Raw genomic sequence first — 21,820 nt, forward strand, 5'->3', positions numbered from 1 at the left:
CGATGAGGATAAGTTATGGAAAATTAAGGAGATAATTAAGTCAAATTCGTTTAAAAAATTAAGGTTAAAGAAGAGGAAAAGTACGGTATCTGGAAAACCTCTCTCTAAATCTCTCTACGGTGTACTTATAACCAATACGCTTGGGTTAAAAGTTATTGGTGTAGATGATTGATCTTTAAAGACGCGATAAATCGCGTCTCTACATGAGGGTTTTGTTGATCATTCTGAACTGTATTGACATGTAACTATTTTGACTTGCACCTTGATTGCATTGACCTGCACATCGATTGCATCGACTTGCACCTTGATTGCATCGACCTGCACATCGATTGCATCAACCCGCACATCAATTGCATCGACTTGCACCTTGATTGCATTAACTTGCACATCGATTGCATCAACTTGCACATCGATTGCATCAACCCGCACATCAATTGCATCGACTTGTACCTTGATTGCATCGGCTATTGTTTGCGTAATTTTTGACTCAAGCCTCGAAAGCACCTAACGCTTTAAGGACATCTTTTTGAGCTATCGTGATTCCGGTTACGCCTGTAATATTGGTTCCTTGATAAGGTCTGTCAGGATTGAGTGTTTTCAAAGATTCGCCTGTTTGGGCATCCCAAATCTGAATAGTGCCGTTTTGGCTGCCGCTAGCGATCGCATAATGTTCTATAGATTTACCAAATGCGATCGCCGATCGCATTGCATGAGGCATGACAGGCAGCACTTTCAGGCAAACCCCTGTATGTCTATCCCAAATTCTCACTGTTTGATCTAAGCTACTACTTGCCAAGGCATCACCTTCTGGATTAAAGGCAACTGACCAAACACTATTACTGTGTCCCTGAAATATATTCAGACATTCACCTGTATCAATTGACCACAGGCGCACTGTTTCATCTTCACTAGCGCTACTGAGAATTTGCCCATCTGGACTAAAAGCGATCGCTTGCACTCTACTAGTATGTCCTTCTAAAATTTGGAGACATTCACCAGTGGCAATTGACCATAGGCGAATGCTTTGGTCTTCACTACTGCTAGCGAGGAATTCACCATTGGGGCTAAAGGTAACACACCAAATCCAACTGGAATGACCTGGCAATATATTGAGGCATTTTCCTGTACTGACAGACCATAAGCGAATGGTTTGGTCGTCACTGCCGCTTGCTAAAATTTGTCTATCAGGACTAAAGGCTACTGATTGCACCCAATTTACATGACCTCTCAAAGTTTGCAAACATTGACCAGTGCTAACTGACCATAAGCGGATGGTGCGATCGGCGCTGCTACTGGCTAGCAAATCTCCATCTGGGTGAAACGCTACGGAAGTTACCCAGCCACTATGTCCGGTGAATTTTTTTAGGCAAGTTCCTGTAGTGACATCCCATAGTCTCACGGTTTGGTCTGTGCTGCCACTGGCAATTTGACCATCTGCATTAAAAGCAACTGAAAATACAGAGTTACTATAGCCTTTTAAGGTTTTAAAGCATCTACCTGTACTAACATCCCATAGCTTTACAGTTTGGTCTGTGCTACCACTGGCAATGGTTTGACCATCTGCATTAAAAGCCACTGAAAATATCGAATTGGTGTGTCCTGGTAAAATATTTAGGCATTTTCCTGTACTAGTTTCCCAAATTCTGACTGTTTTATCGTCGCTGGCGCTAACCAGCATTTGGGCATTGGGGCTAAAGACTACTGAACGGACGCGATCGCAATGTTCCTGCAATATTTTACATTTTCCAGTACTAATTTCCCAGAGGCGAATTGTGAAATCGGCACTACCACTAGACAGAGTTTGACTATCTGAACTCCATGATACTGACCAAATGCGATCGCTATGTCCCTCTAAAATGCGATCGCATTCTCCACTAATTTTCCAAAGTCGAATCGTGAAATCAGCACTGCCACTTGCTAGAGTTTGACCATCGGGACTCCATGATACCGAGAGGATGCGATCGGTGTGACCCGACAAAATTTTATAACAGTCGCCAGTGTTGACATTCCATAATCTGATTGTTGGTTCATCGCCTCCACTAGCAAGGATTTGACCATCGGCACTAAAGGCAACTGACCAAATCGAACTTGTGTGTCCTGACAAAATTCTCAGACATTTACCAGTGTTGACATCCCACAGCCGAATCGTTTTGTCACTACTGCAACTTGCTAATAATTGCCCATCTGGACTAAAAGCAACCGACCAAACCCAACCTATATGTCCAGCAAAATTGATAACCAGTTGCCCAGTTGCAACCTGCCAAAGACGAAGCCCACCTTCTGCATCTCCTGTAGCTAATAATGTTCCATCTGGGCTAAAAGCAATACCAGCAAACACCATACCAAAGGTTTCAGCAAAAACACACTGACTCAAATCAGAATATTCAAAATTAACATTATGTAAATTCACATCTTGTAAATAAGCTTGCCAAATCGTTAAATTGGAAAAATTGTAGTTAGTTAAAGCTGATTGTAATTGACAAAGTAAATTTAGAATATTACCGGCTGCATACCCACTTTTAACTGACGATGTACCTCGTAACTTGTTTAAACATTGAGTAAGTAGGTTTTCAATTGCAAGTTTTTCACTGACTTCGGTTAATAAGCGATCGAGTAATAAGCGTTCTAGAATAGGCTTGACGATCAAACGAACTTGCGTTTCTCGCACGTAGTCTTTTGCTTGGGATTTGAGTAACGCATGAGTTTTGAACAACAGATTTTTTTGTTCAGCATTCGCTTCTAAGCCAGCCAATATTTCTTGGCAAACTTGAGCGACTAATTTCTCGGTAACATATTCCATTACTACAGGCTGAAGTGAAAACTGTGTCCGATGTTTTTCAATCAGTGTCGCCTTGGCTTTCTCAATTAAAGAGCGTTGCTCTAGTGATTCTAAAATATCAATTAATTCTTGGGGCGTTCTGGGTGGAAAAATATCCGATCGCAGTTCTGAAAATGAAGCCGGATCACGATAGATAGCCAACCAATAAATCACTGTTTTCTCAGACTCAGAAAGTCGTTCAAATTGTTGATCGATTAAATTCCGAATATTTCCAAAAACAAATGCTTGTTGGTTGAGAAAATCAGAAATACTGCCATCAAATAAGTTTTGAATCGTAGTTGCAATAATTTTCAATGCTAAGGGATTTCCGGCATAAGCTTCAACCAGGCGATTCCATTCTTCTGTTGAGCCTTGAAAATTACCCTTTAACTGCAAAAGCTCTTGTGCTTCTATTTTCTTCAAGCCAGATAATTGAAAAGCCCGAACAGGTAAACTTGCTCCTTCTAATAGGCGGACTTCTGAAGGCTGATATCGACTGGTTATGACTAAGCAACTTTGATGGCGAATTTCTCCAATTTGTCTAAATATTTCGCCATAAGCTTCATAGCCTTCAAGATAGGATGACTTAGATTGATCGTTGGGTTGTAAGATGGTTTCAATATTATCGAAAACTAATAAACAACGCTGCGATCGCAAATAATGTAACAATCGCGAAATTTTACCTTCAACTGTTTCTGGATAATCAATTTCTTGCTGATTAGATAATAATTTTAATAAATCAATTAATATCTCTTGTACTGGTGGCGCATTTCGCAAACTTCGCCAAATCACACATTTAAACTCGCTCTGTAATTGTTGCGCTAGCTTGATAGAGAGAGAAGTCTTTCCCATCCCACCCATTCCTAACAAAGCCACAAGCCGACACCGATCGACTAAAATCCACTGCTGTAACTGAGCTAGTTCTGCTTGTCTGCCGTAGAAAAAATCAACATCGATTGCATCTCCCCAATCTTGATAGGAAGTCTTAACTTCTGTAATCAGTAAATTATTAGTAACTTTTACTTTCGTTTCTTCTTCAAGATAATTAAATATATTTTCTTTCTCTGAAATTAATTGTCCCGTCACATTTTCTATTTTAAATCGGCGCTCAATTGCAGTTCGGAAACTTGTTTTATTAACTTTTTCTCCTAACACGTCTGAAAGCAGCTTCCATAGCTTCGGGCCAATATCATGTTTTAAGTAAGCTGGAGAATAGCCATAAATATCGGCAATGCGATCGTAACTTTGGCGTTCCAAAGACCAGGACTCACGCAACATAGCTTGTTGGAGATCGCTCAAATGAATTCTTGACTTGGCAAAAACAAGAGCGTCTGTAAATGCGAGTGCTTGCTCAATATCCATTGCTGCGATCGGCAAAAGTTAAATACACGTTAAATTCTATAAGTAGAATGGCATAATTCATTTATCAGATAATAGCAAAAACAATATGCAGTATTTTACAAATTCTTTACACAAAGCTTATGCTTCAGTCATTAATTAGTCGAATTTGGGAATTACTTTTACGCTTACTGTTACAGAGGATTACTCTTGTACTCACGCTGATGTTATGTGCTGCGATCGCGATCGCAATTTCTAATATGTCTGCGCTTTCATCGAGCTTGATTGAAGCCCAAGCAGTTCAAAATGCTGCCTTACATATCCAATCATTGACTCAAGCATTTGACCTTTACAGCGCCGCCGCCGCCGAACGAGCTAAAGTTGTGCCTGGAATTACCGTTACCCACGCTTACCTCAATACCAAAGGCGCAATCCCCTTACCCTCAACTTTTGCGATCGAACTTGGCGAGCAAATTAGTGAAAAAAATACTGAAATGTCTGTACGACTGTACAGTAACTACCCATATCCTTGGCGCACGGCAACAGGGGGAGCAAAAGACGCATTTGAGCGTGATGCACTCAATTTCTTGAGAGATAATCCTCGTCAAAAATTCTATCGTCTTGAGAAGCAAAATGGATCTACCGCCTTGCGTTATGCTCAAGCCAGCGTGATGAAACCAAGTTGCGTCACTTGTCATAACACAGACCCTACTAGTCCCAAGAAAAATTGGGAAGTCGGAGATGTTGCTGGAGCTTGGGAGATTTCTCAATCTCTCGATAATTTAATGACTAAAACTAACCAAAGTCTCCAAGGAACCTTCGCCATGTTAGGCGGTATGTCAGTCTTAGGACTCTCAGGATTGACACTTGTCGTCGGTAAACTCCGAGAAAACGGCAGAAATTTAGAGCATCGAGTCAGAGAACGAACCACAGATTTAGCAGAAGCCAACACGGAATTAGAAAAAAGAAACCAATTAATTCGCCAAGTTTTCGGGCGATATTTGAGCGATATAGTTGTTGCTAACTTGTTAGAAAGCCCTGAAAGATTAAAACTCGGTGGTGAAAGACGCAAAATCACTATCCTCACCTCTGACTTACGAGGCTTCACATCTCTCTCAGAACGCTTTCCACCAGAAGAAGTAATTCACATTCTCAACCTCTATTTAGAATACATGGCGGATGTGATTAATCATTACCAAGGCACAATTGATGAATTTATGGGAGACGGTATTCTAGTCTTATTTGGTGCGCCGATCGCTAAAGAAGATGATACCCTCAGAGCCGTTACCTGCGCCTGTGCCATGCAGTTAGCAATGGGTGGTGTTAATGAAAAAATGAAAGCCCTTGGCTGGCCACCATTAGAGATGGGAATTGGAATTAATACAGGCGAAGTTATAGTTGGTAATATCGGTTCCGAGAAACGGACTAAATATGGAATTGTCGGCAGTCAAGTAAATCTCACCTATCGAATTGAGTCATATACTAGTGGCGGTCAAATTCTCATTTCCGAGCAAACTCTAAAAGAAGTCGGGTCAAGCGTCAGAATTATTGGACAAAAGCAAGTTCAGCCAAAAGGTGTGAGTCAGCCAATTACCATTTACGAAGTATATGGTGTTGGTGGACGATACAATCTTTATTTGCCCAAAGAAGAAGAACTATTTTTTCCTGTTCCTCAAGAAATACCGCTTTTATACACCATTTTGCATGACAAACAAATGGGTAATACAGTATTTTACGGGCGTTTAGTCAAACTATCAGCCAAAGGAGCCGAATTACAGGTAGATATACCAAATGAAATTCCACCTCAGCTAACTAATATTAAAATAAATCTTTTAACATCAAAAAACTCCTCGAAAGTTAGTGAAGATATCTATGCCAAAGTGTTAGAAAAACTGGCAGGTAAAGGAAGCTTTTTTATTAATTTTACCTCTGTTCCTCCAGCACTTTTAACTCAGTTTGATAACCTATATCAGATGATTTCTCAAAAACCTAATTAAACATAATATCAACTAGTACACCGTAGCGGAATTTTGGCTACATTTAACAAACATACAGTCCGCCTTATGCTAAAAACTCTGTCGTCCTTCTGCATTTAAACTAAAACCTATCATCATAAAATTAAGTCACTAACTTATAAAATCCCTCTGTGGGTTCATCAAAATTGTAAGTATTTTTTATAACATATAGGATGCACACTTCCATTTTCTATCAGTGCGTAAATCCTCATGGCCAAAGTTGAAGAATTGACACCTCAGCAACTCTCCGAAACAGACCTGAAACCAAGAGGGAGAGTTTATCCAAGTCCTATCAGTTGGCGCGACCAGTTTTTGTACCAATTGGTATTAGATAGATTCAGTGATGATAATGAAAATCAAAGAGAACTGTTTGACCACACCAACCCTGCAAAATTCCAGGTTAAAGACAAAGCCGACTGGATGGCAGCAGGGACAAAGTTTGTTGGTGGTACTCTTAGGGGAATTAAGAGTAAGTTGGACTACTTGCAGCGATTGGGAGTAACAACGCTGTGGATTAACCCACCTTGGCAACAACATTCTCAGTTAGAAACTTACCACAGCGATCGCATCCAAGAATTTTTAGATATTGACCCCCATTTTGGCACTCGTCAAGATTTAAGAGATTTAATTGATGCTGCCCACGATCGCCGGATGTATGTCATCCTCGATGTAATATACAACCAAAGTGCTGATAACTGGTTCAACAGAGATGAAGTAATTGCAGCTTTAGCCAGAGTTTATCAATATTGGATTGCTCTTTCAGACTGCGATGGCTTGCGGATAGATAGCCTCAAGCACATTTCTCCAGAAGATTCGCGCAAATTCTGCACTGCAATTCGTGAATATGCCGAATCTATCGGTAAAGAAAACTTTTTATTGACTGGAGAAATCACCTCCGGTAGTATGGCTAGTGCATACATAGATATTATTGGGCGTAACCTCACTGCTGTATTAGACATCGTGCAGTCCCCTAATGAATTGACTGCATTCGCAAGGGGATTAGTACACCCAAAGCAATTTTTTGATTTGTATAGCGAGAAAAATCTTGCCGGAGAATACCGCCAAGTTGGGATATATCATCTCTCCATCTTGGATGATGGTGATATGTCATTCCGTGCCAATAAGCAGCGATTTGCCGCATACAGCACAGTGCCTAATCTCTATGAGCAAGTTGCCCATGCTGTGGGTGTGCAATTAACAATACCAGGAATTCCTGTGATTTATTATGGAACAGAACAGGCTTTTGATGGAAATGAAGGCGATCACGATTACAGTATAGAGGGTGAACGGTTTGCGGAAAATAGATATATCCGAGAAGCAATGTTTGGTGGTGCTTTTGGCGCATTTCAAACAGCCGACTGTCATTTCTTCAATATCGACCATCCTACCTATTTGCGGATAGCTGCGATCGCCCGGATTCGCAACCGTCACGATAAAATTGGCAAAGCATTGCGCCGTGGACATCACTACCTGCGCGAAACATCCTTTCACAACTCCCCCTTCTCCATTCCCGGACAAGGTGAATTAGTTGCTTGGTCACAAGTTTTATTTGACACAGAAGTGTTGATGGTGCTGAATACCAATGGCTTAGAAAATCGGCGTGCAGAAGTGACGGTAGATACTTACACGCATCCTCAAGACTCAATTATGACTTTTCTATACAAAAGTGATTGGAGCAATGCCGATTTACGTAATCCACGGCAGAATCAAACTGTAGCTGTGCAACATCACGATGATGGTCGTGCAACAGTGGAAATTGATTTGCCTCCTTCAGGAATGGCAATTTTGGCGTAAGCAAACACCAATATTTGGGCAAAACTTTGGGATAAAAATTGCAACACCCTGCACTTTAAAAGTACAGGGTGTAAGACAGCAATAAGGATGAATAAGCTATATGTTTGATTCCCAATTCGTGACTATTTATAGCAACGGATAAGGAGGTTAGGACATTAACTGATGATAAAACCTATATATAAAAAGATTTTCAACCCAGTCCCCAGTCCCCAGTCCCCTGCTATACCTCAAAGCCAATCTCGATAAGCTGATATTTCATTTACGCTGATTTCAAACGGCGTTCCTTTGCCAAATGGCGGATAAACGCGGATTTTGCCATTGCTAGCAAACCGCTCTAACCTATTACCTAACTGGGGAATATTGCTGACAATATGCCAGTAAGATACTAAGTCAGGGCAATCAATAATTAATGTGAGGATGCTAGCATTTGTTGTGAGATACCACTGACAATTAGATAATAGGACTCGCGTAATGCGATCGCAGGCTTGATAAAAGCATCTGCCAGTAGACTGTTCTAGCTCCATTTGCAGCATTCCATCCTGTTTCGTTACCTCAGTGGGAGGTAAATCATCGGGAGGAAGCAAGTATAGTTTAGAAGACATAATTTCGCACCTCTTGGTTGTAGCGCGTCAAACTGTCCAGGTTTTTTTGCAAATCCGCAGACGAGGGTTTGAGTGCTAGCGTACCTAAATTTAATTCGTCCTGAAATTTCTTGATTTTGTCTCGACAAGTCTCCACATCACCGATAATTGAATTCTCAATCAAATAATCTTCATCGAAACAAATATTTGTGCGGTCGAATGGTTTTTGGTTGAGATTCGCACTATTTTTCAATACTTCAGCCGAGTTAGCTTTCATTTTCTGGCTAAATTTGCGAACGAAAGGTAACGCTTCACTCACTGCCTCGTCAAATGTTTTGCCAACATAAAAGAAGCGTGCCAACACTAATTTTTCCGCACCACTAGAATTTAAGGCTCGATATTTGTTAACAGTATCCTTCAATCTTTCTAGGGAAAATGGCGGCCCACCCATCAAGCTGAAGGAATGTTTAGCAGCCAATTCGATCCCATCATCGCCGCCAGTGGCAACATACACTGGTATTTGACTCTGCAATGGTTTTGGGTAAATTGTCAAGCGATCGCATTGATAATATCGCCCATTAAATGATACATCAGTTTCATACAAGAGCTTTTGAATCAGTGCGATCGCCTCTAGCGTCTTAGGACGGGCTTCACTTGGGAGGGTCGCAAAATGCTTGTTTTGTTGGGGAAAGGGGCCACCTTTGGCAACTCCAAATAATAATCGTCCATTGCACAAGTTATCCAAAGTGGCAATATCTTCCGCCACCCGAATCGGGTTATGGAATGGCAGTAACACCGCCGCAGTGCCTAATTGGATAGTTGAAGTCAATCCCGCCAAGTGTGCCATTAACAGCAACATGGACGGGCTAAGATTGGATTCACTAAAATGGTGTTCGCTTACCCAAGCTTCCTCAAAACCCAAGCTTTCAGCCTGTTTTACCAGCGCGACTTGCTCAAACATGGCACGACGAGCATCTTGGTGAAAATTATCGTAATTGCAGAAAATTCCAGTTTTCATTACTTATGTTGATACTTTGTATTCACCGTAGGTGCTGGTTATTCTAGTGGTCGATAGGTTTGCAGTAAACACTTTAGTGCTTACTACAAAAACATTTTCCCCTCTCAATTAATGCCATGAATCACTAAGTTGCAACCCACTGTAACTCCAACCATAGACGTGGGTTGTTCTCTTTGACTTTCGACATCGGATCGCGCAATAATCGCTTGGCATTCATACAAACAACCTGGATTAAACCCATATTGTCTGCAACTTCTCTGAGTATTTCTTTTTGAGCTTGCACACAGGAAATCATTTCGTCAGAGCAATAAATTCCTATATATTGCAAACGTCTGGCAGGTCGTCCCCAAAAACAGGTGATAACTTTTACATAACACCCATCCAGCAATTCTCCAACTTGCGGGTAGTAATGGTTGACGACTCTTGTGAATTCTTTGGCTAAGATATCTTCAGCAATCATTGGAACTGATATTTCTGTAGCGTCCATCACGCTATTTAATATAACATAATTTTATCAATTAAATATGACAAAATAGCTTGCTAGGCTTAAATAAAATATTAAATATTACACAAAAAAAGGTGTACCTTATTTGGTATCACCTCAGATTGGCGTAAAGCGTCTTTATACAATTAACTCTTGTGGGGTAGGCATCTTGCCCGCCATATAAACTGGGCACTCATGTTGCCCACCTCACAATATTGGATAATTTATTTCTTGGATTTCCCTAATCGCCAGGTATATTTGTAAAGGTGAGATGCTCCCAAATACTATGATGTTGAATTCTAACTTTTGAATTTTAATTATTACCGAGCATTGCGCTCACAAACTAAAACCTCGGCGATGATATCCGGCACATTTACAAAATCTGTAAATCCTTCCGAACCACGAATTGGTGAAATAAATGTATAGTTTGGATCGCACACTCCAGTGTCATATACTTGAATAAACCACCGATCGGGAAATCCTTCTATCCCTAATTCCACAGTGTACCAACTCTCGCCAATCAGACGAGAGTTAAAGATTGTGAACCACTCTCGGTTCTCTTCTGAAATATTCCAATCTGCCATCAGCAGTTCTAAAGCTATTTGTCCCGCATCGGTTGAAGTCAACAGCATTTTTACTCCTTACTTGCAACTTCAGTATTTGCAACTTCAGTACTGGGAACTTCCGGGTATAAACCTAATTCTTTCGCTAACTCACGCGCCACAAAAAATAGAAATTGGGCACCATCTTGATTACCTTCATGGGCAAACATAGTTGCTACTTGTAACATTGTTTGTACTAAGCCGGAATCAATCAATTCTGGCTTAGATTCTAAAATTTCTGGTTCTTGACCGTTAGGGCATCTGAGTAACTCATCAATCAGATTAAAATACAGGCTTTGGCGTTGGTCTGTCATGGTCATTTTCTTGATTTGAGTGAGTAAATTGTGAATGAGTTACTGTTCGATACTTTGCTGCCACAGCCTTTCTAACATTTCAACTTGTTCTTTTAAAACAGCAGCACGATGAACTAGATATCTGTCGTAAAAGAGAATCCCTAACCCAACACAAATCGGGGTTAACAAGAAGAACCATTGCAGGATAGTGGCAAATTTATATTGTTCAGCAACAGTCAGCATTTGATGAACCACATTACGATCAGAGGATGGAATACTAGTCTGAGGGGAATGTGTACCCTCTGTCTGGGGAGCCAAGGCGGGAGCATCTGTAGTAGTGTGGTTAACTTGGTAAGCTAAATTCTGAGATTTTACTAACTCTAGATGTCGCTCCCAAATTATGCCAAATACTACTAGTTCCGGTGAAAGCACTGCTAAGGTAACGACGCAAACTGTAAGAACATTTAAAAGTTTGGCTTTCATCTTGGCTCTCCCTTGCCAGGTAGTATGCACCTAGTAAGAAAATATCTTTTGCTGTTTATCTAAAGTAGTTAGATATTTCTACCTATGAAACAGTTTTGATATTAAAATATGTGTAATTGGTAATTTTTACAATCATTAGTTGTCAGTTATTTTTCTAATTACTACTGACTACAAACTAATCAAAAGTTACCACCTTTTTTACAAAACGTAGGATTATTCAGTCAGAAATAACGCACTTAGATTCAGACCTCTGGTTTCATCTTACTCTCAAAAGAGAGATTAAGAAGTCCCCCCTAGTTCACTCAGCTTTCGCTCAGGAATGTTGGGGGGTAGAGGGGAATCTCTGCGTAAATCCTATACGATTTATATCAGCCGCTCTCCACAAAACAGTTTACCCCAGCCCTGTTAAGATTATTAAATTCATTAGAATAGTACTCAAAGCTTGTAATCCGCCCCTGATAAGTCTTATAAAAATTCCTTGGGGTATGGGTGCTAGTGTTTTTAGAACGGGGTTCTAGTGTTTTTGAGGTGGGGTTCTGGTGTTTTTGTACTCAACCCAAATGCAATGTAGGCAATGCTTAAGGACTATTTGGGATGCAATTTTGGGCTGAGAAAATCTGCACTCAAAAGAAAATATCAATGTCTCTTGATAAAGATAAACCAATAAAATAGAAAAAACAATTAAATGTTTTAAAAGTCAATGGTATTTCCATAACAAATAAAAAAAATAGGAAAAATTATTCATATATACAGAATCATCAAAAATTAATCTTAGCCTCCGAGACAATAGTCAGCAATTCCAAATGGTAAAATAGAAGGATGGTAGGCTAGTTGTCTGCTGAAGTAATCGTCTCGTCAGAGAATGACGCAAAGGAAGAGAAGCTTAACTGAACTGTATTGTTCTGAATTCTGACTCCTGATCTCGGAATTATTCTGATAAAAGTTCTTCCCAAACTTTCATATTTTGTGGTTTAGTTAGAATACATAGTATATGCACTCATTGACACTAAACTGCAAATTAAATATATAAAAGCTTATTGTTATAAGTAAATACTCTGTACTAATATTTAGGATTTTAGGAGTTAAATAATGCGAATTGCTCAAGACATAACCGAACTGATTGGACGAACTCCTTTAGTTCAACTGAATAAGATTCCTCAAGCTGAGGGAGTAGTAGCAAGGATAGTTGTTAAATTAGAAGGTATGAACCCAGCGGCTTCGGTAAAAGACCGCATTGGGTTAAGTATGGTACTCTCGGCAGAAGCGGCTGGCTCAATTTCCCCAGGAAAAACCATTTTAGTTGAGCCTACTTCAGGGAATACAGGAATTGCTCTAGCAATGGTAGCAGCAGCGCGTGGCTACCGTTTGATTTTGACCATGCCTGAGACAATGAGCCAAGAACGACGGGCTATGCTGAGGGCTTATGGTGCAGCTTTGGAGTTGACACCAGGCGCGGAAGGTATGCGGGGAGCAATTCGCAAAGCTGAAGAAATTGTGGCTAAGACTCCCAATGCTTTTATGCTGCAACAGTTCTGCAATCCTGCCAATCCCAAAATTCATCGGGAAACCACCGCCGAAGAAATTTGGACAGATACAGACGGAGAAGTAGATATTGTCATTGCTGGGGTAGGTACTGGTGGGACGATTACTGGGATTGCAGAAGTACTCAAACAGCGTAAGAAGACTTTTAAAGCGATCGCAGTTGAACCCAGCAACAGCCCAGTCCTCTCTGGTGGTGAAGCCGGGCCACATAAAATTCAAGGTATTGGGGCTGGATTTATCCCCGATGTTCTCCGTTTAGAATTGGTTGATGAAGTAATTAGAGTCAGCGATGAACAAGCGATCGCTTATGGGCGACGTTTGGCAAAAGAAGAAGGCTTATTATCTGGGATATCCTCTGGTGCAGCTTTGTGTGCTGCAATTCAAGTAGGTAAACGTCCAGAAAATGCCGGACGTTTAATTGTGATGATTCAGCCTTCCTTTGGTGAACGCTACCTCAGCACACCCATGTTTCAAGATTTATCTTTAGAAACTGCTGGGGTGCGTTAAGGAGACAGAGGGATAACGGAGTACTCCCTGTCCCTCTCATTTGGCTCTAGCAATTTCATTCGGTGCTTGTCCCTTGCTAGCTTTGCCAATAGCGCAGGTACTTGCGAAAGACTATTAATCTTTTCCCCATCATATAAGTCAATCTCGGAAGTCTTCTGTTCACGGTCAAGCCACACTCCCAACATTCCAGTTTTTGTCGCAGCGATCGCATCTAACTTCAAGTTATCCCCAATGTAGACACAATCTGATGCAGATTCTCTAAGCTGTTCACACGCATATACAAATATATCTGCCGATGGTTTCGCTGCTCCTGCTCTCTGGGATGTAACAACGACATCGAACTCGGATAAAATACCACAGCGTTTGAGTTTGTTAATCTGTTGAGCCTCTTGACCATTTGTAATGACTCCAACCTTGTACCCATCTAATTTCTCAAGGCATTCCAGGACATCATCGAACAACTGGCACAGCCCAACATAACGCTCCCAGTACTCCAACAGCAGAGCATCAGCCATCCTATCGGAAAATACACATCCATATTCACTAAACGACTCTCGCAACTTCCCCCGTCCTGACTCCTGAAAACTTACCTGACCGTTGTAGAATTTTCCATACCACGAAGCGTTAGCTGATATCCATTTCTCTACAAATTCGTTACAGTCTTCGCTTCGTCCAGGTAAAACCTGCGCGAATAGTTCTTCAGATGCACCTCTAATCGCAGCATCATGGCGGATAAGAGTATCGTCTAAGTCAAAGAGGACGGTTTTCATTGCCCAGCTAACTATGTATTAAGCCAAAAATATATAGTAATCCTAAGTCATTCATAAGAAAACACCATATTCGTGGGACTAGTACAGTACGGCGTAAATAAACCACCCATTCCAAATGAATAAAACACCTGATGGGGAGACAAAAGAGGCTAAAAAGCTTATGAGATAAAGAATGTAGTAATTTAAATATGCCTATGCAAGTATAGCTTCGTAACATCTGAGATAAAAATAAGCATATTTTTACGAGATGTTACGAATACTAATTCACTCCAAAGTTGTCTATTGATACTTGAGAGCATTGTCGCATCTCAAAGTTATCTTGTACTAATGCTTACAGTTGCCTTGCTTTTGGTGTTGTTGAGAATCGTTACCGTGATTACAGCCACCTTTCTGATTATGCTGCTCGTGATGATGATCTTTAGCGTGGGAACAGCTTTGCAAATCTTGCTTCAAAAGCTTGTCGCTGATTTCTTGCAAGGATTCATCTACAGCCTGTAAGCCAATCCAAGCATCAATCTTTTGTACATCAAATCCTACTTCACGCTGTTCGCCTACTTCTAACAAAGGACGGCGAATTAATAGTGGTTCTTTCAGCATCAGCGCCAACGCGGTTTGGGCATCGATTTTTTCAGGAACCACCTCACCAGATTTTATCTTAGGGGCGGAAAGATTAAACCATTCGGCTACGGGGCGATCGCCAAAAAATGAGCGCAACCGTTCAACTGTCCAAGGTTCTTTTAGTAGGTTGTATGGTATCACCTCATGACCGGCAGCAGTGAGCAAAACTTTTTGCTTAGTACCACCTTTACAGCCTGGTTTGCTATAGAAACTTACTCTTGCCATGCAACTATCTCCTAAATTACTCATTGAGCGCTAGAGGACCAACTACGAACCGATGAAATTAAAAATTCCTAGCTTTATGGCTAACTAAGTCAAACTCAAACCTCTCATTCGGATCGGTTTCGCCATAAATATTAAAAGTCACAGTTGGTTCCTCACCCACTGCTTCTACACTGTGAATTGCATCGGGAGTAAAGCTAATAATGTCTCCTGGAAAGAGAGTTACTTCTCCCGTTGCTTCAATTTTGTCCTGAAATTCTGGGCTATTGGTGCGTCGCCAAAAAGTATTTTTTTCCTGGCCTTTTAGCACCGCTACGATTCCCCACGTTCCATGATTATGAATGTTTGAACGGGTTCCTGGTGCAAATGTTACTGTTTGCACCGTCAACGGAAAACCCAATTCATCATATAGGAGTAAAACAGAGGTTCCCGTTTTAGGCGAAGGCTCTAAATGTTGACTTCGCACCCAGTAGGAATTTACTATCAAGCGCCTTACGAGCATCCGAATTTCTGGCAGACAAGTGGTTTCATTTTCACTGCCATTGAGAACATCTTCCACCTCAGTTAAAAACCGATAAAGGCGGTAATTTTCTCTCAATAAATCCCATGCTCTTACAGATTTACAGGCTTGATGCTGACCGTCCCCTGTTAGCAGCCAATCCCTACCTTTCATAACTTTTAAATTGATAATGGAGAAGATTGGATCACAATGATCGGTGAGACATTAGGGATATTACCTACAGGAAATTTTGTAGGTATGTTGATAGGAGGAATGATAGAGTTACTATCAGTAGCCGCTCCTAATAGAGAATAGGATTTAGTAGATAACCAATTGTTCATGATTTTCACCTTGACTTTTCATTGCTGACTAATTAATCATCTTCTTCTGCTGGGCGTGTCAAAATATCCAGCAGAATTCCAGAACCAAAATCATTCTTGTCGTCTATCTGTTTGACTCTGGTGCTGATTTCTTTTGCTTGCTCAATTTCTCCCAACTTTGCTAGTACTAATCCAGAAGCAGCATAAGCATTTAAGTACAATCGAATTTGTGGGTCTTCTTTGCGATTGACTAATATAGGCTGAAGTTGCTCCCAGTTATCAGGGAATTTTTCTAGTTCTTTAATTTTATCTAATAATTTGATTGTTGTTTGTAGTGCAAGAGAATAATTATTTTTATAATAGAAAAATCTATAGGCTGCTACCAAGACATCTGTATTCTCACCAGTCTGTGCTAAAGCTTGTTCAATATATTTTTCTGATACTGATGTATTTTCCCAGTTTTGTGCAGCTAAAATTAATAGATTTTTGACATCTTCTGGAACCTGGAACCATGAGAATTGGTTTGTATTAGTCTGCATATTGGGATTGGGGATTGGGGACTGGGGACTGGGAATTGGGGATTGGGGATTGGGGACTAGGGAAGAAGTGAGAGAGAAGAGTTTTCCCCTCTGCCCCCCGCACCCCGCCCCTCCGCCTCTTTTCAATGCCCCATGCCCAATATCCAATTTAAAACAAAGTAAGAACGTACACCAAAGTGAATAAAACAATCCAAATAATGTCTACGAAGTGCCAGTAAATTTCTGCCATTTCGATGAAAGTATGATTGGTTGCAGAATATTCACCAGGAAGACGCGATCGCCACAATACACGTAATATCAATAACAGTCCCACAAAAACGTGCAAACCGTGGAACCCGGTCATGATATAAAAGCAGTTGGCGAAGACGTTGGTAGTCAGTCCATATCCTAATGTTGAATACTCATAAACCTGACCACCTAAGAAAATTGCCCCCATGATTGCAGTAATCGCATACCACAGTTGCATTCCCTTGACGTTATTTTTTTTAATCGCCGTATCACCGAAGTGAATCACGAAGCTACTAGACACCAGAATAATGGTGTTAATTGTCGGCACAAGTAATTCTACTTCACTTCCTTCTGGAGGCCAAACTGCTGTAGTACCTCGGAAAAACAAATAGGTGGCAAAAAATCCCCCAAACATCAGAGATTCAGAGGCAAGGAATGTTAATAGACCCCAAACTCTTAAATCTGGATGTTCTTCGTGTCCTGCACTGTGATCTTCACTTGTCGTAGCTATGGTCATATTGTTTACCCTTAAAGGTGAAGCGTCGGGCAATTGAATTCTTCACAATGTTGATTTTCTTGTGGGATGGGTTTTCGGATATCCAAGCCCACAAGAGTTATTTCTTAACTAAGTACAGCATTTCATAAATTCGTAGCGAATTAAATTTAGCAATACCCGACAATGTTAATGCGTCGGCTTGCATTGTGAATGCGTTGGCTTGCATTGTGAATGCGTTGGCTTGCATTGTGAATGCGTTGGCTTGCATTGTGAATGCGTTGGCTTGCATTGTGAATGCATTGGCTTGCATTGTGAATGCGTTGGCTTGCATTGTGAATGCGTCGGCTTGCATTGTGAATGCGTCGGCTTGCATTAAAAACGCTACGTTTTTACGCAAACAAAGCTGTACTAAGCACTAGCTTCCGGCGTTGCAGATGGCTGTATTTCAGTACTATGAGCGTGGCCATAGTCATAAGGGCCATGAGTCACAACGGGCAATACTTCCCAGTTTTCAATTGCTGGTGGTGAGCTAGTTGTCCATTCTAAAGTCAAAGCTTGCCAAGGATTATCACCAGCCAAAGACCCTTTCAGCCAACTGTAGATGATGTTGATGGCGAAAGGAATTACTGATATCGCCAAAACAAATGAACCAAAGGTACAAATCTGATTGAGGTCGATAAATTGGGGGTCATACATTGCCACTCGTCGGGGCATTCCTTTTAAACCTAATTCGTGCATGGGTAAAAAGGTCAAATTAGTGCCGATAAAAGTGAGGGCAAAATGAATGCGTCCCCAGGTTTCATTTAGCATTCGTCCGGTCATTTTGGGGAACCAGTGATAAATGCCGGCGTAGATGCCAAACACGGAACCGCCAAACAGAACGTAGTGGAAATGTCCGACAACATAATATGTGTCGTGGACGTGAACATCAAAGGGGGCTGTTCCCATCGTCACACCGCTTAAGCCGCCCATGACAAACATAGACAACAAGCCAATGGCGAAAAGCATCGCCGTGGTGAAGCGAATTTTACCACCCCAGAGGGTAGCAACCCAGGCAAAAATCTTCACGCCAGTGGGAACTGCAACTATCAGAGTGGAGATGGTGAAGAACATCCGCATCCAACCGGGTGTGCCACTGGTAAACATGTGGTGTACCCAGACAAACAAACCAACAACGCAGATAGCTACACTAGAATAAGCGATCGCTTTATAACCAAAGATTGGCTTACGAGCGTGGACTGGAATCACCTCCGACATGATACCGAAAATGGGCAGAATCATTAAATATACTGCCGGGTGAGAATAAAACCAGAATAAGTGTTGATAAATTACAACGTTACCGCCTGCATCTGGTTTAAAGAAAGAGGTGCCAAAGTTGAGGTCAAATAACAGCAGAATTAAACCGGCTGCTAATACAGGTGTGGAGAGAAGTGCCAGCAAGGAAGTTGCCAAGATTGCCCAGCAAAACAAGGGCACTTGATCCCATTTCATGCTAGGAACCTTCATCATCAAAATGGTGATCACAAAGTTCAGTGAACCCAAAATTGAAGAAGTTCCCACCAAAACGATCGCTAATATCCACATAGTTTGAGCGATTGGTGCTGTCACCAAACTCAAAGGTGGGTAAGCTGTCCAACCAGATTGGGAACCGCCAAAAAAGAAACTACCTAATATCAGCGCACCGGCTGGGGGATTTAACCAAAAGGCGATCGCATTCAGCTTCGGGAAAGCCATATCCCTAGCACCAACCATCAACGGCACCAAAAAGTTACCAAAACCCCCAATGGCGCTAGGGACAATCCACAGGAAGATCATGATCGTCCCGTGATTAGTCATGAAAGCGTTATACAGATTGGGGTCGAGTAAGTCTGCATCTGGTGTTGCTAATTCGGCACGGATAGCAACAGCCATCAGTCCACCGATGAGATAGAACACAAACGCTGTCACCAGGTATTGAATACCAATAACCTTGTGGTCAACATTAAATGTAAAATAGTCTTGCCATTTCCACGCCTTCGGATGGGAGGTGTGGCCAGCCACCAGAGTTTCCGGTTTATTTTCTTCTGGTGGATTATTCCGTGGAAATTCTACCTGCGTCATATTTATTTACCACTATGCGGAGTCCAGCAATTTTAGATTTTGGATTTTGGATTTTGGATTAAAAGAATTTTTTGGTTTATGCCCCATCCCTGGTGGTGACAAAGCCTGTAAAAGTGTGGGTGGAACCAATCTAAAAGACGCTCCGCTATCGCAAATCTAAAATCCAAAATCGTTTGACTAATGACTCATGACCAATGACTCTAGAGTTACTGCGCTAATTCCCATATCATGGGTGTGAGGAGCGAGAAACTCTGATGTTGATAAGTCGGCTGGATTAACTGCAATGACTTGATTGAGGTTTTGCTGTTGAGCAATCTGGTTTTCTGTCCGCCAGCTATCATAAGCTTCCGGCGTGTGGACAACTACCTGTGTCCGCATTGAACCGTGATAACCACCACACAACTCAGCACAAACTACGGGATATGTACCTGGTTTGGTCGCCACAAATCGTAGTTCGGTAGGGATACCGGGAAGTGCATCTTGCTTCAGCCGAAAGTTTGGTACCCAGAATGAATGAATTACATCGTCTGCTGAAAGGTTGAGTTGCACATCAGCACCAACAGGTATGTGCAATTCCCCAGAGGTAATACCACTATCGGGGTAATTAAATATCCAGGCGTACTGTATCCCTTTGACATCAACAACTAAGTCAGCTGGTTTGTTAAGGGTTTGAGGAGACGCGCCGATACCAATTGTCGGGGCAATTGTGGGGGCTGTAGTTGCTTCAGAAGCATCGCTGAGTGTAGCTGCAAGAGCAGTTCCCGACTGATGAGCAACATGAGCTGCTGAATGAGGATGACCGGCAGGCTCAAAACCGCCCATTTGGTTAAAAACATCTACACTGTAGATACCCAAACCGAGGACAATTACCGTTGGAATTGCTGTCCAGAAGATTTCTAAGGGAACGTTACCTTCTATTGGTAAACCATCGGTATCATCACCGCGACGGCGACGAAACTTAACCAAAAAAATCAGAATAGTTCCTTCTACCACTAAGAAGAGTGCGATCGCAATGGTAAGCATGACGTTGAAAAAACCGTCTACCAAAGGCGCTTGTAACGATGCCTGCACCGGCATGAGAGTGTGGTTTTGTCCGATCCAAATGCTGATTGCTGTAACTACTATCCCAGCAACCAGAGTCCATAGTGAAACAGGAACTTGTTGCATACCTGCTACCTACTTTGTAAACCGTCTTGAGAGGTGTTATTTTGTGGAAATTGGGCACTGGGCATTGGGCATTGGGCATTGTTACTTATTCCCCATTTCCCATTCCCTATTCCCCATTTACCATTTCCTTTTCACTTATTAAATTTCTAACGTGCAGCCATTAAAAAAGGGGGAAACTTCCAGATTTTTTCCATATCCTTCCCCCACAAAATTACAAATTATATTTCAACTCGTACCACAAAATTAGCCCCCTGCTTTCAGAAAAGCTAGTTGTTCCAAGGGGCACTGTTAGTCCTAATGTTGATTAGGCTATATTAGCAGCAAGTTTAAATTTGTTAATAGCGAACAATTTACGATTTACGGATTTGTTTACTGTGAACTTTTGATAGTTTACAGTAAATATTTAATATTCCCCTCAAGTTACCTTGCCTAGCGCCTCGGCGCTGATTAAAAACAGTGCCTCCTTGAATTAACAACAATTTTGACTAACTCCAAAAACCTTAATTGTTTAATGCAACATGGGTGTAGCAGTTTTTCGGACAAATCCGTGAACAAGCTTCACAACCAATACAATTCTCTGGAGAAGTAACTGCCATTACTTTCCGTTCAATTTCATCATCATCTTCATCTTCTACAAATTCGCCTTCTTCATTGAGTGCCTTCAATCCAAGCACATTGTAGCCGCAGACTTTAACGCATCTGCCACAGCCGATACATTTATCTTTATCAATTTCCTGAGCAAATTTTGGTGTCCAAGCCTTACCGCCAAATGTCAAACCTGTTAGTTGTGCCATGAATAAATCCTCGGCAATTTTGCCTGTCAATCTGTTTGTGCATTAATCATCATACTATCCTAATCTTTTATTTTTTTGTATTCAAAACTTACTTTTATCTCATCAAATTTCGATGACTCTGAACACAATGTTAAATTGTTTTTTATTTCAATTCATAGATGAAAATTATTGCCAATAATTATTATAAATCTCTCTTATTCCTCGTTCCTATGCTCTGCATGGAAATGCATTCATTGAGTCAGAGACTCAATATCTGACTGCAAGCAGCAGCCCCCAATCAGCCATTTCCATACAGAGCATAAATAAAAAGTAAAACTGCTGATTTAACTATTATTTCCAGCAAATGCAACTATATCTATAAGGGTAATGATATTCTTTTGCAAATATTTTTAGATTTAAGCAAATAATTTCATATAAACAGTATGCATCTATACTAGATTATATGTTCATTAGTTACATTTTGATATCTGCAATATGTAGTTTAGAAAGCAACAATTTTCAAGTTATTTTGATTTAAATATTTAGATAAATCGTGACAAAAGGAATATTATTACTTGACCGGAATAAACAGAATTAATTTATGAAGTAACTG

The 21,820-nt window shown here is 41.0% G+C and carries 19 protein-coding genes; 3 read left to right on the plus strand and 16 right to left on the minus strand.

From position 1 onward, the window contains the following. Positions 1-219 precede the first annotated feature (219 nt). Positions 220-504, minus strand: a complete 285-nt coding sequence (locus V7L07_RS32800; RefSeq protein ID WP_335063749.1) for a hypothetical protein — start codon at positions 502-504, stop codon at positions 220-222. Further along, complete coding sequence (locus V7L07_RS32805; protein ID WP_442936108.1) at positions 488-4,180, minus strand: NB-ARC domain-containing protein; 3,693 nt, start codon at positions 4,178-4,180, stop codon at positions 488-490. Before V7L07_RS32805 ends, V7L07_RS32800 begins: the two co-directional genes overlap by 17 nt. 119 nt (positions 4,181-4,299) lie before the next feature. Between V7L07_RS32805 and V7L07_RS32810 the strand changes: the two genes are divergently transcribed. Further along, positions 4,300-6,153 carry an adenylate/guanylate cyclase domain-containing protein gene (locus V7L07_RS32810; protein WP_335063753.1) on the plus strand — a complete coding sequence of 618 codons (1,854 nt, stop codon included), beginning with the start codon at positions 4,300-4,302 and terminating at the stop codon, positions 6,151-6,153. A gap of 228 nt (positions 6,154-6,381) precedes the next feature. Next, the gene (locus V7L07_RS32815) at positions 6,382-7,965 is read left to right on the plus strand and encodes an alpha-amylase family glycosyl hydrolase (protein WP_335063755.1); all 1,584 of its coding nucleotides are present in this window, start codon (positions 6,382-6,384) and stop codon (positions 7,963-7,965) included. Positions 7,966-8,192: 227 nt separating this feature from the next. Here V7L07_RS32815 and V7L07_RS32820 read toward each other — a convergent pair whose 3' ends face one another. The 6 genes from V7L07_RS32820 to V7L07_RS32845 form a co-directional block, all read right to left on the minus strand. Further along, positions 8,193-8,567 (minus strand): hypothetical protein, encoded by a 375-nt coding sequence (locus V7L07_RS32820; protein WP_335063757.1) that lies wholly within the window; start codon positions 8,565-8,567, stop codon positions 8,193-8,195. After that, complete coding sequence (locus V7L07_RS32825; protein WP_335063759.1) at positions 8,557-9,564, minus strand: LLM class flavin-dependent oxidoreductase; 1,008 nt, start codon at positions 9,562-9,564, stop codon at positions 8,557-8,559. The genes V7L07_RS32820 and V7L07_RS32825 overlap by 11 nt, the downstream gene beginning before the upstream one ends. Before the next feature lie 124 nt (positions 9,565-9,688). Then, positions 9,689-10,051 carry a hypothetical protein gene (locus tag V7L07_RS32830; protein ID WP_069068421.1) on the minus strand — a complete coding sequence of 121 codons (363 nt, stop codon included), beginning with the start codon at positions 10,049-10,051 and terminating at the stop codon, positions 9,689-9,691. A gap of 317 nt (positions 10,052-10,368) precedes the next feature. Further along, positions 10,369-10,680 (minus strand): hypothetical protein, encoded by a 312-nt coding sequence (locus V7L07_RS32835; protein WP_179064265.1) that lies wholly within the window; start codon positions 10,678-10,680, stop codon positions 10,369-10,371. A 2-nt stretch (positions 10,681-10,682) separates the two neighbouring features. After that, positions 10,683-10,964: a hypothetical protein gene (locus V7L07_RS32840; protein ID WP_179069027.1), complete on the minus strand. Its 282-nt coding sequence runs from the start codon at positions 10,962-10,964 to the stop codon at positions 10,683-10,685. A gap of 39 nt (positions 10,965-11,003) precedes the next feature. Continuing rightward, positions 11,004-11,426, minus strand: coding sequence for a hypothetical protein (locus tag V7L07_RS32845; RefSeq protein ID WP_335063761.1), 423 nt, complete (start codon positions 11,424-11,426; stop codon positions 11,004-11,006). A 1,089-nt stretch (positions 11,427-12,515) separates the two neighbouring features. Here V7L07_RS32845 and cysK point away from each other — a divergent pair. After that, on the plus strand, positions 12,516-13,475 hold the full coding sequence (gene cysK, locus V7L07_RS32850) for a cysteine synthase A (RefSeq protein WP_335063763.1): 960 nt from the start codon (positions 12,516-12,518) through the stop codon (positions 13,473-13,475). Here cysK and V7L07_RS32855 read toward each other — a convergent pair. The 8 genes from V7L07_RS32855 to fdxB form a co-directional block, all read right to left on the minus strand. Beyond that, a complete protein-coding gene (locus tag V7L07_RS32855) occupies positions 13,472-14,245 on the minus strand; it encodes an HAD family hydrolase (protein WP_335063765.1) in 774 nt (257 codons plus the stop codon). The genes cysK and V7L07_RS32855 overlap by 4 nt on opposite strands. Positions 14,246-14,569: 324 nt before the next feature. After that, positions 14,570-15,088, minus strand: a complete 519-nt coding sequence (locus tag V7L07_RS32860; protein ID WP_335063767.1) for an ArsC/Spx/MgsR family protein — start codon at positions 15,086-15,088, stop codon at positions 14,570-14,572. A 58-nt stretch (positions 15,089-15,146) separates the two neighbouring features. Continuing rightward, the gene (locus V7L07_RS32865; RefSeq protein WP_335063769.1) at positions 15,147-15,758 is read right to left on the minus strand and encodes a cupin; all 612 of its coding nucleotides are present in this window, start codon (positions 15,756-15,758) and stop codon (positions 15,147-15,149) included. Positions 15,759-15,957: 199 nt separating this feature from the next. After that, complete coding sequence (locus V7L07_RS32870; RefSeq protein ID WP_335063770.1) at positions 15,958-16,443, minus strand: hypothetical protein; 486 nt, start codon at positions 16,441-16,443, stop codon at positions 15,958-15,960. Positions 16,444-16,591: 148 nt separating this feature from the next. Then, positions 16,592-17,188, minus strand: a complete 597-nt coding sequence (locus V7L07_RS32875; RefSeq protein WP_335063772.1) for a cytochrome c oxidase subunit 3 — start codon at positions 17,186-17,188, stop codon at positions 16,592-16,594. A gap of 387 nt (positions 17,189-17,575) precedes the next feature. Next, the gene (gene ctaD / locus V7L07_RS32880) at positions 17,576-19,267 is read right to left on the minus strand and encodes a cytochrome c oxidase subunit I (protein ID WP_335063774.1); all 1,692 of its coding nucleotides are present in this window, start codon (positions 19,265-19,267) and stop codon (positions 17,576-17,578) included. 177 nt (positions 19,268-19,444) lie between these two features. Further along, positions 19,445-20,434 carry a cytochrome c oxidase subunit II gene (locus V7L07_RS32885; protein ID WP_335063776.1) on the minus strand — a complete coding sequence of 330 codons (990 nt, stop codon included), beginning with the start codon at positions 20,432-20,434 and terminating at the stop codon, positions 19,445-19,447. Between the two features lie 500 nt (positions 20,435-20,934). Beyond that, a complete protein-coding gene (gene fdxB, locus V7L07_RS32890) occupies positions 20,935-21,228 on the minus strand; it encodes a ferredoxin III, nif-specific (protein ID WP_229463935.1) in 294 nt (97 codons plus the stop codon). Positions 21,229-21,820: the final 592 nt, after the last annotated feature.

It is taken from the genome of Nostoc sp., from assembly GCF_036916985.1.
Classification (GTDB): domain Bacteria; phylum Cyanobacteriota; class Cyanobacteriia; order Cyanobacteriales; family Nostocaceae; genus Nostoc.

Bases quoted from the DNA above. Each gene is read 5' to 3' on its own strand.
- V7L07_RS32870 (WP_335063770.1), bottom strand. From the start codon at position 16,443: ATGCAGACTAATACAAACCAATTCTCATGGTTCCAGGTTCCAGAAGAT.
- V7L07_RS32865 (WP_335063769.1), bottom strand. From the start codon at position 15,758: ATGAAAGGTAGGGATTGGCTGCTAACAGGGGACGGTCAGCATCAAGCC.
- V7L07_RS32835 (WP_179064265.1), bottom strand. From the start codon at position 10,680: ATGCTGTTGACTTCAACCGATGCGGGACAAATAGCTTTAGAACTGCTG.
- cysK (WP_335063763.1), top strand. From the start codon at position 12,516: ATGCGAATTGCTCAAGACATAACCGAACTGATTGGACGAACTCCTTTA.
- V7L07_RS32875 (WP_335063772.1), bottom strand. From the start codon at position 17,188: ATGACCATAGCTACGACAAGTGAAGATCACAGTGCAGGACACGAAGAA.
- V7L07_RS32840 (WP_179069027.1), bottom strand. From the start codon at position 10,964: ATGACAGACCAACGCCAAAGCCTGTATTTTAATCTGATTGATGAGTTA.
- V7L07_RS32820 (WP_335063757.1), bottom strand. From the start codon at position 8,567: ATGTCTTCTAAACTATACTTGCTTCCTCCCGATGATTTACCTCCCACT.
- V7L07_RS32885 (WP_335063776.1), bottom strand. From the start codon at position 20,434: ATGCAACAAGTTCCTGTTTCACTATGGACTCTGGTTGCTGGGATAGTA.
- V7L07_RS32825 (WP_335063759.1), bottom strand. From the start codon at position 9,564: ATGAAAACTGGAATTTTCTGCAATTACGATAATTTTCACCAAGATGCT.
- V7L07_RS32845 (WP_335063761.1), bottom strand. From the start codon at position 11,426: ATGAAAGCCAAACTTTTAAATGTTCTTACAGTTTGCGTCGTTACCTTA.
- V7L07_RS32815 (WP_335063755.1), top strand. From the start codon at position 6,382: ATGGCCAAAGTTGAAGAATTGACACCTCAGCAACTCTCCGAAACAGAC.
- V7L07_RS32830 (WP_069068421.1), bottom strand. From the start codon at position 10,051: ATGGACGCTACAGAAATATCAGTTCCAATGATTGCTGAAGATATCTTA.
- V7L07_RS32855 (WP_335063765.1), bottom strand. From the start codon at position 14,245: ATGAAAACCGTCCTCTTTGACTTAGACGATACTCTTATCCGCCATGAT.
- ctaD (WP_335063774.1), bottom strand. From the start codon at position 19,267: ATGACGCAGGTAGAATTTCCACGGAATAATCCACCAGAAGAAAATAAA.
- fdxB (WP_229463935.1), bottom strand. From the start codon at position 21,228: ATGGCACAACTAACAGGTTTGACATTTGGCGGTAAGGCTTGGACACCA.
- V7L07_RS32805 (WP_442936108.1), bottom strand. From the start codon at position 4,180: ATGGATATTGAGCAAGCACTCGCATTTACAGACGCTCTTGTTTTTGCC.
- V7L07_RS32860 (WP_335063767.1), bottom strand. From the start codon at position 15,088: ATGGCAAGAGTAAGTTTCTATAGCAAACCAGGCTGTAAAGGTGGTACT.
- V7L07_RS32810 (WP_335063753.1), top strand. From the start codon at position 4,300: ATGCTTCAGTCATTAATTAGTCGAATTTGGGAATTACTTTTACGCTTA.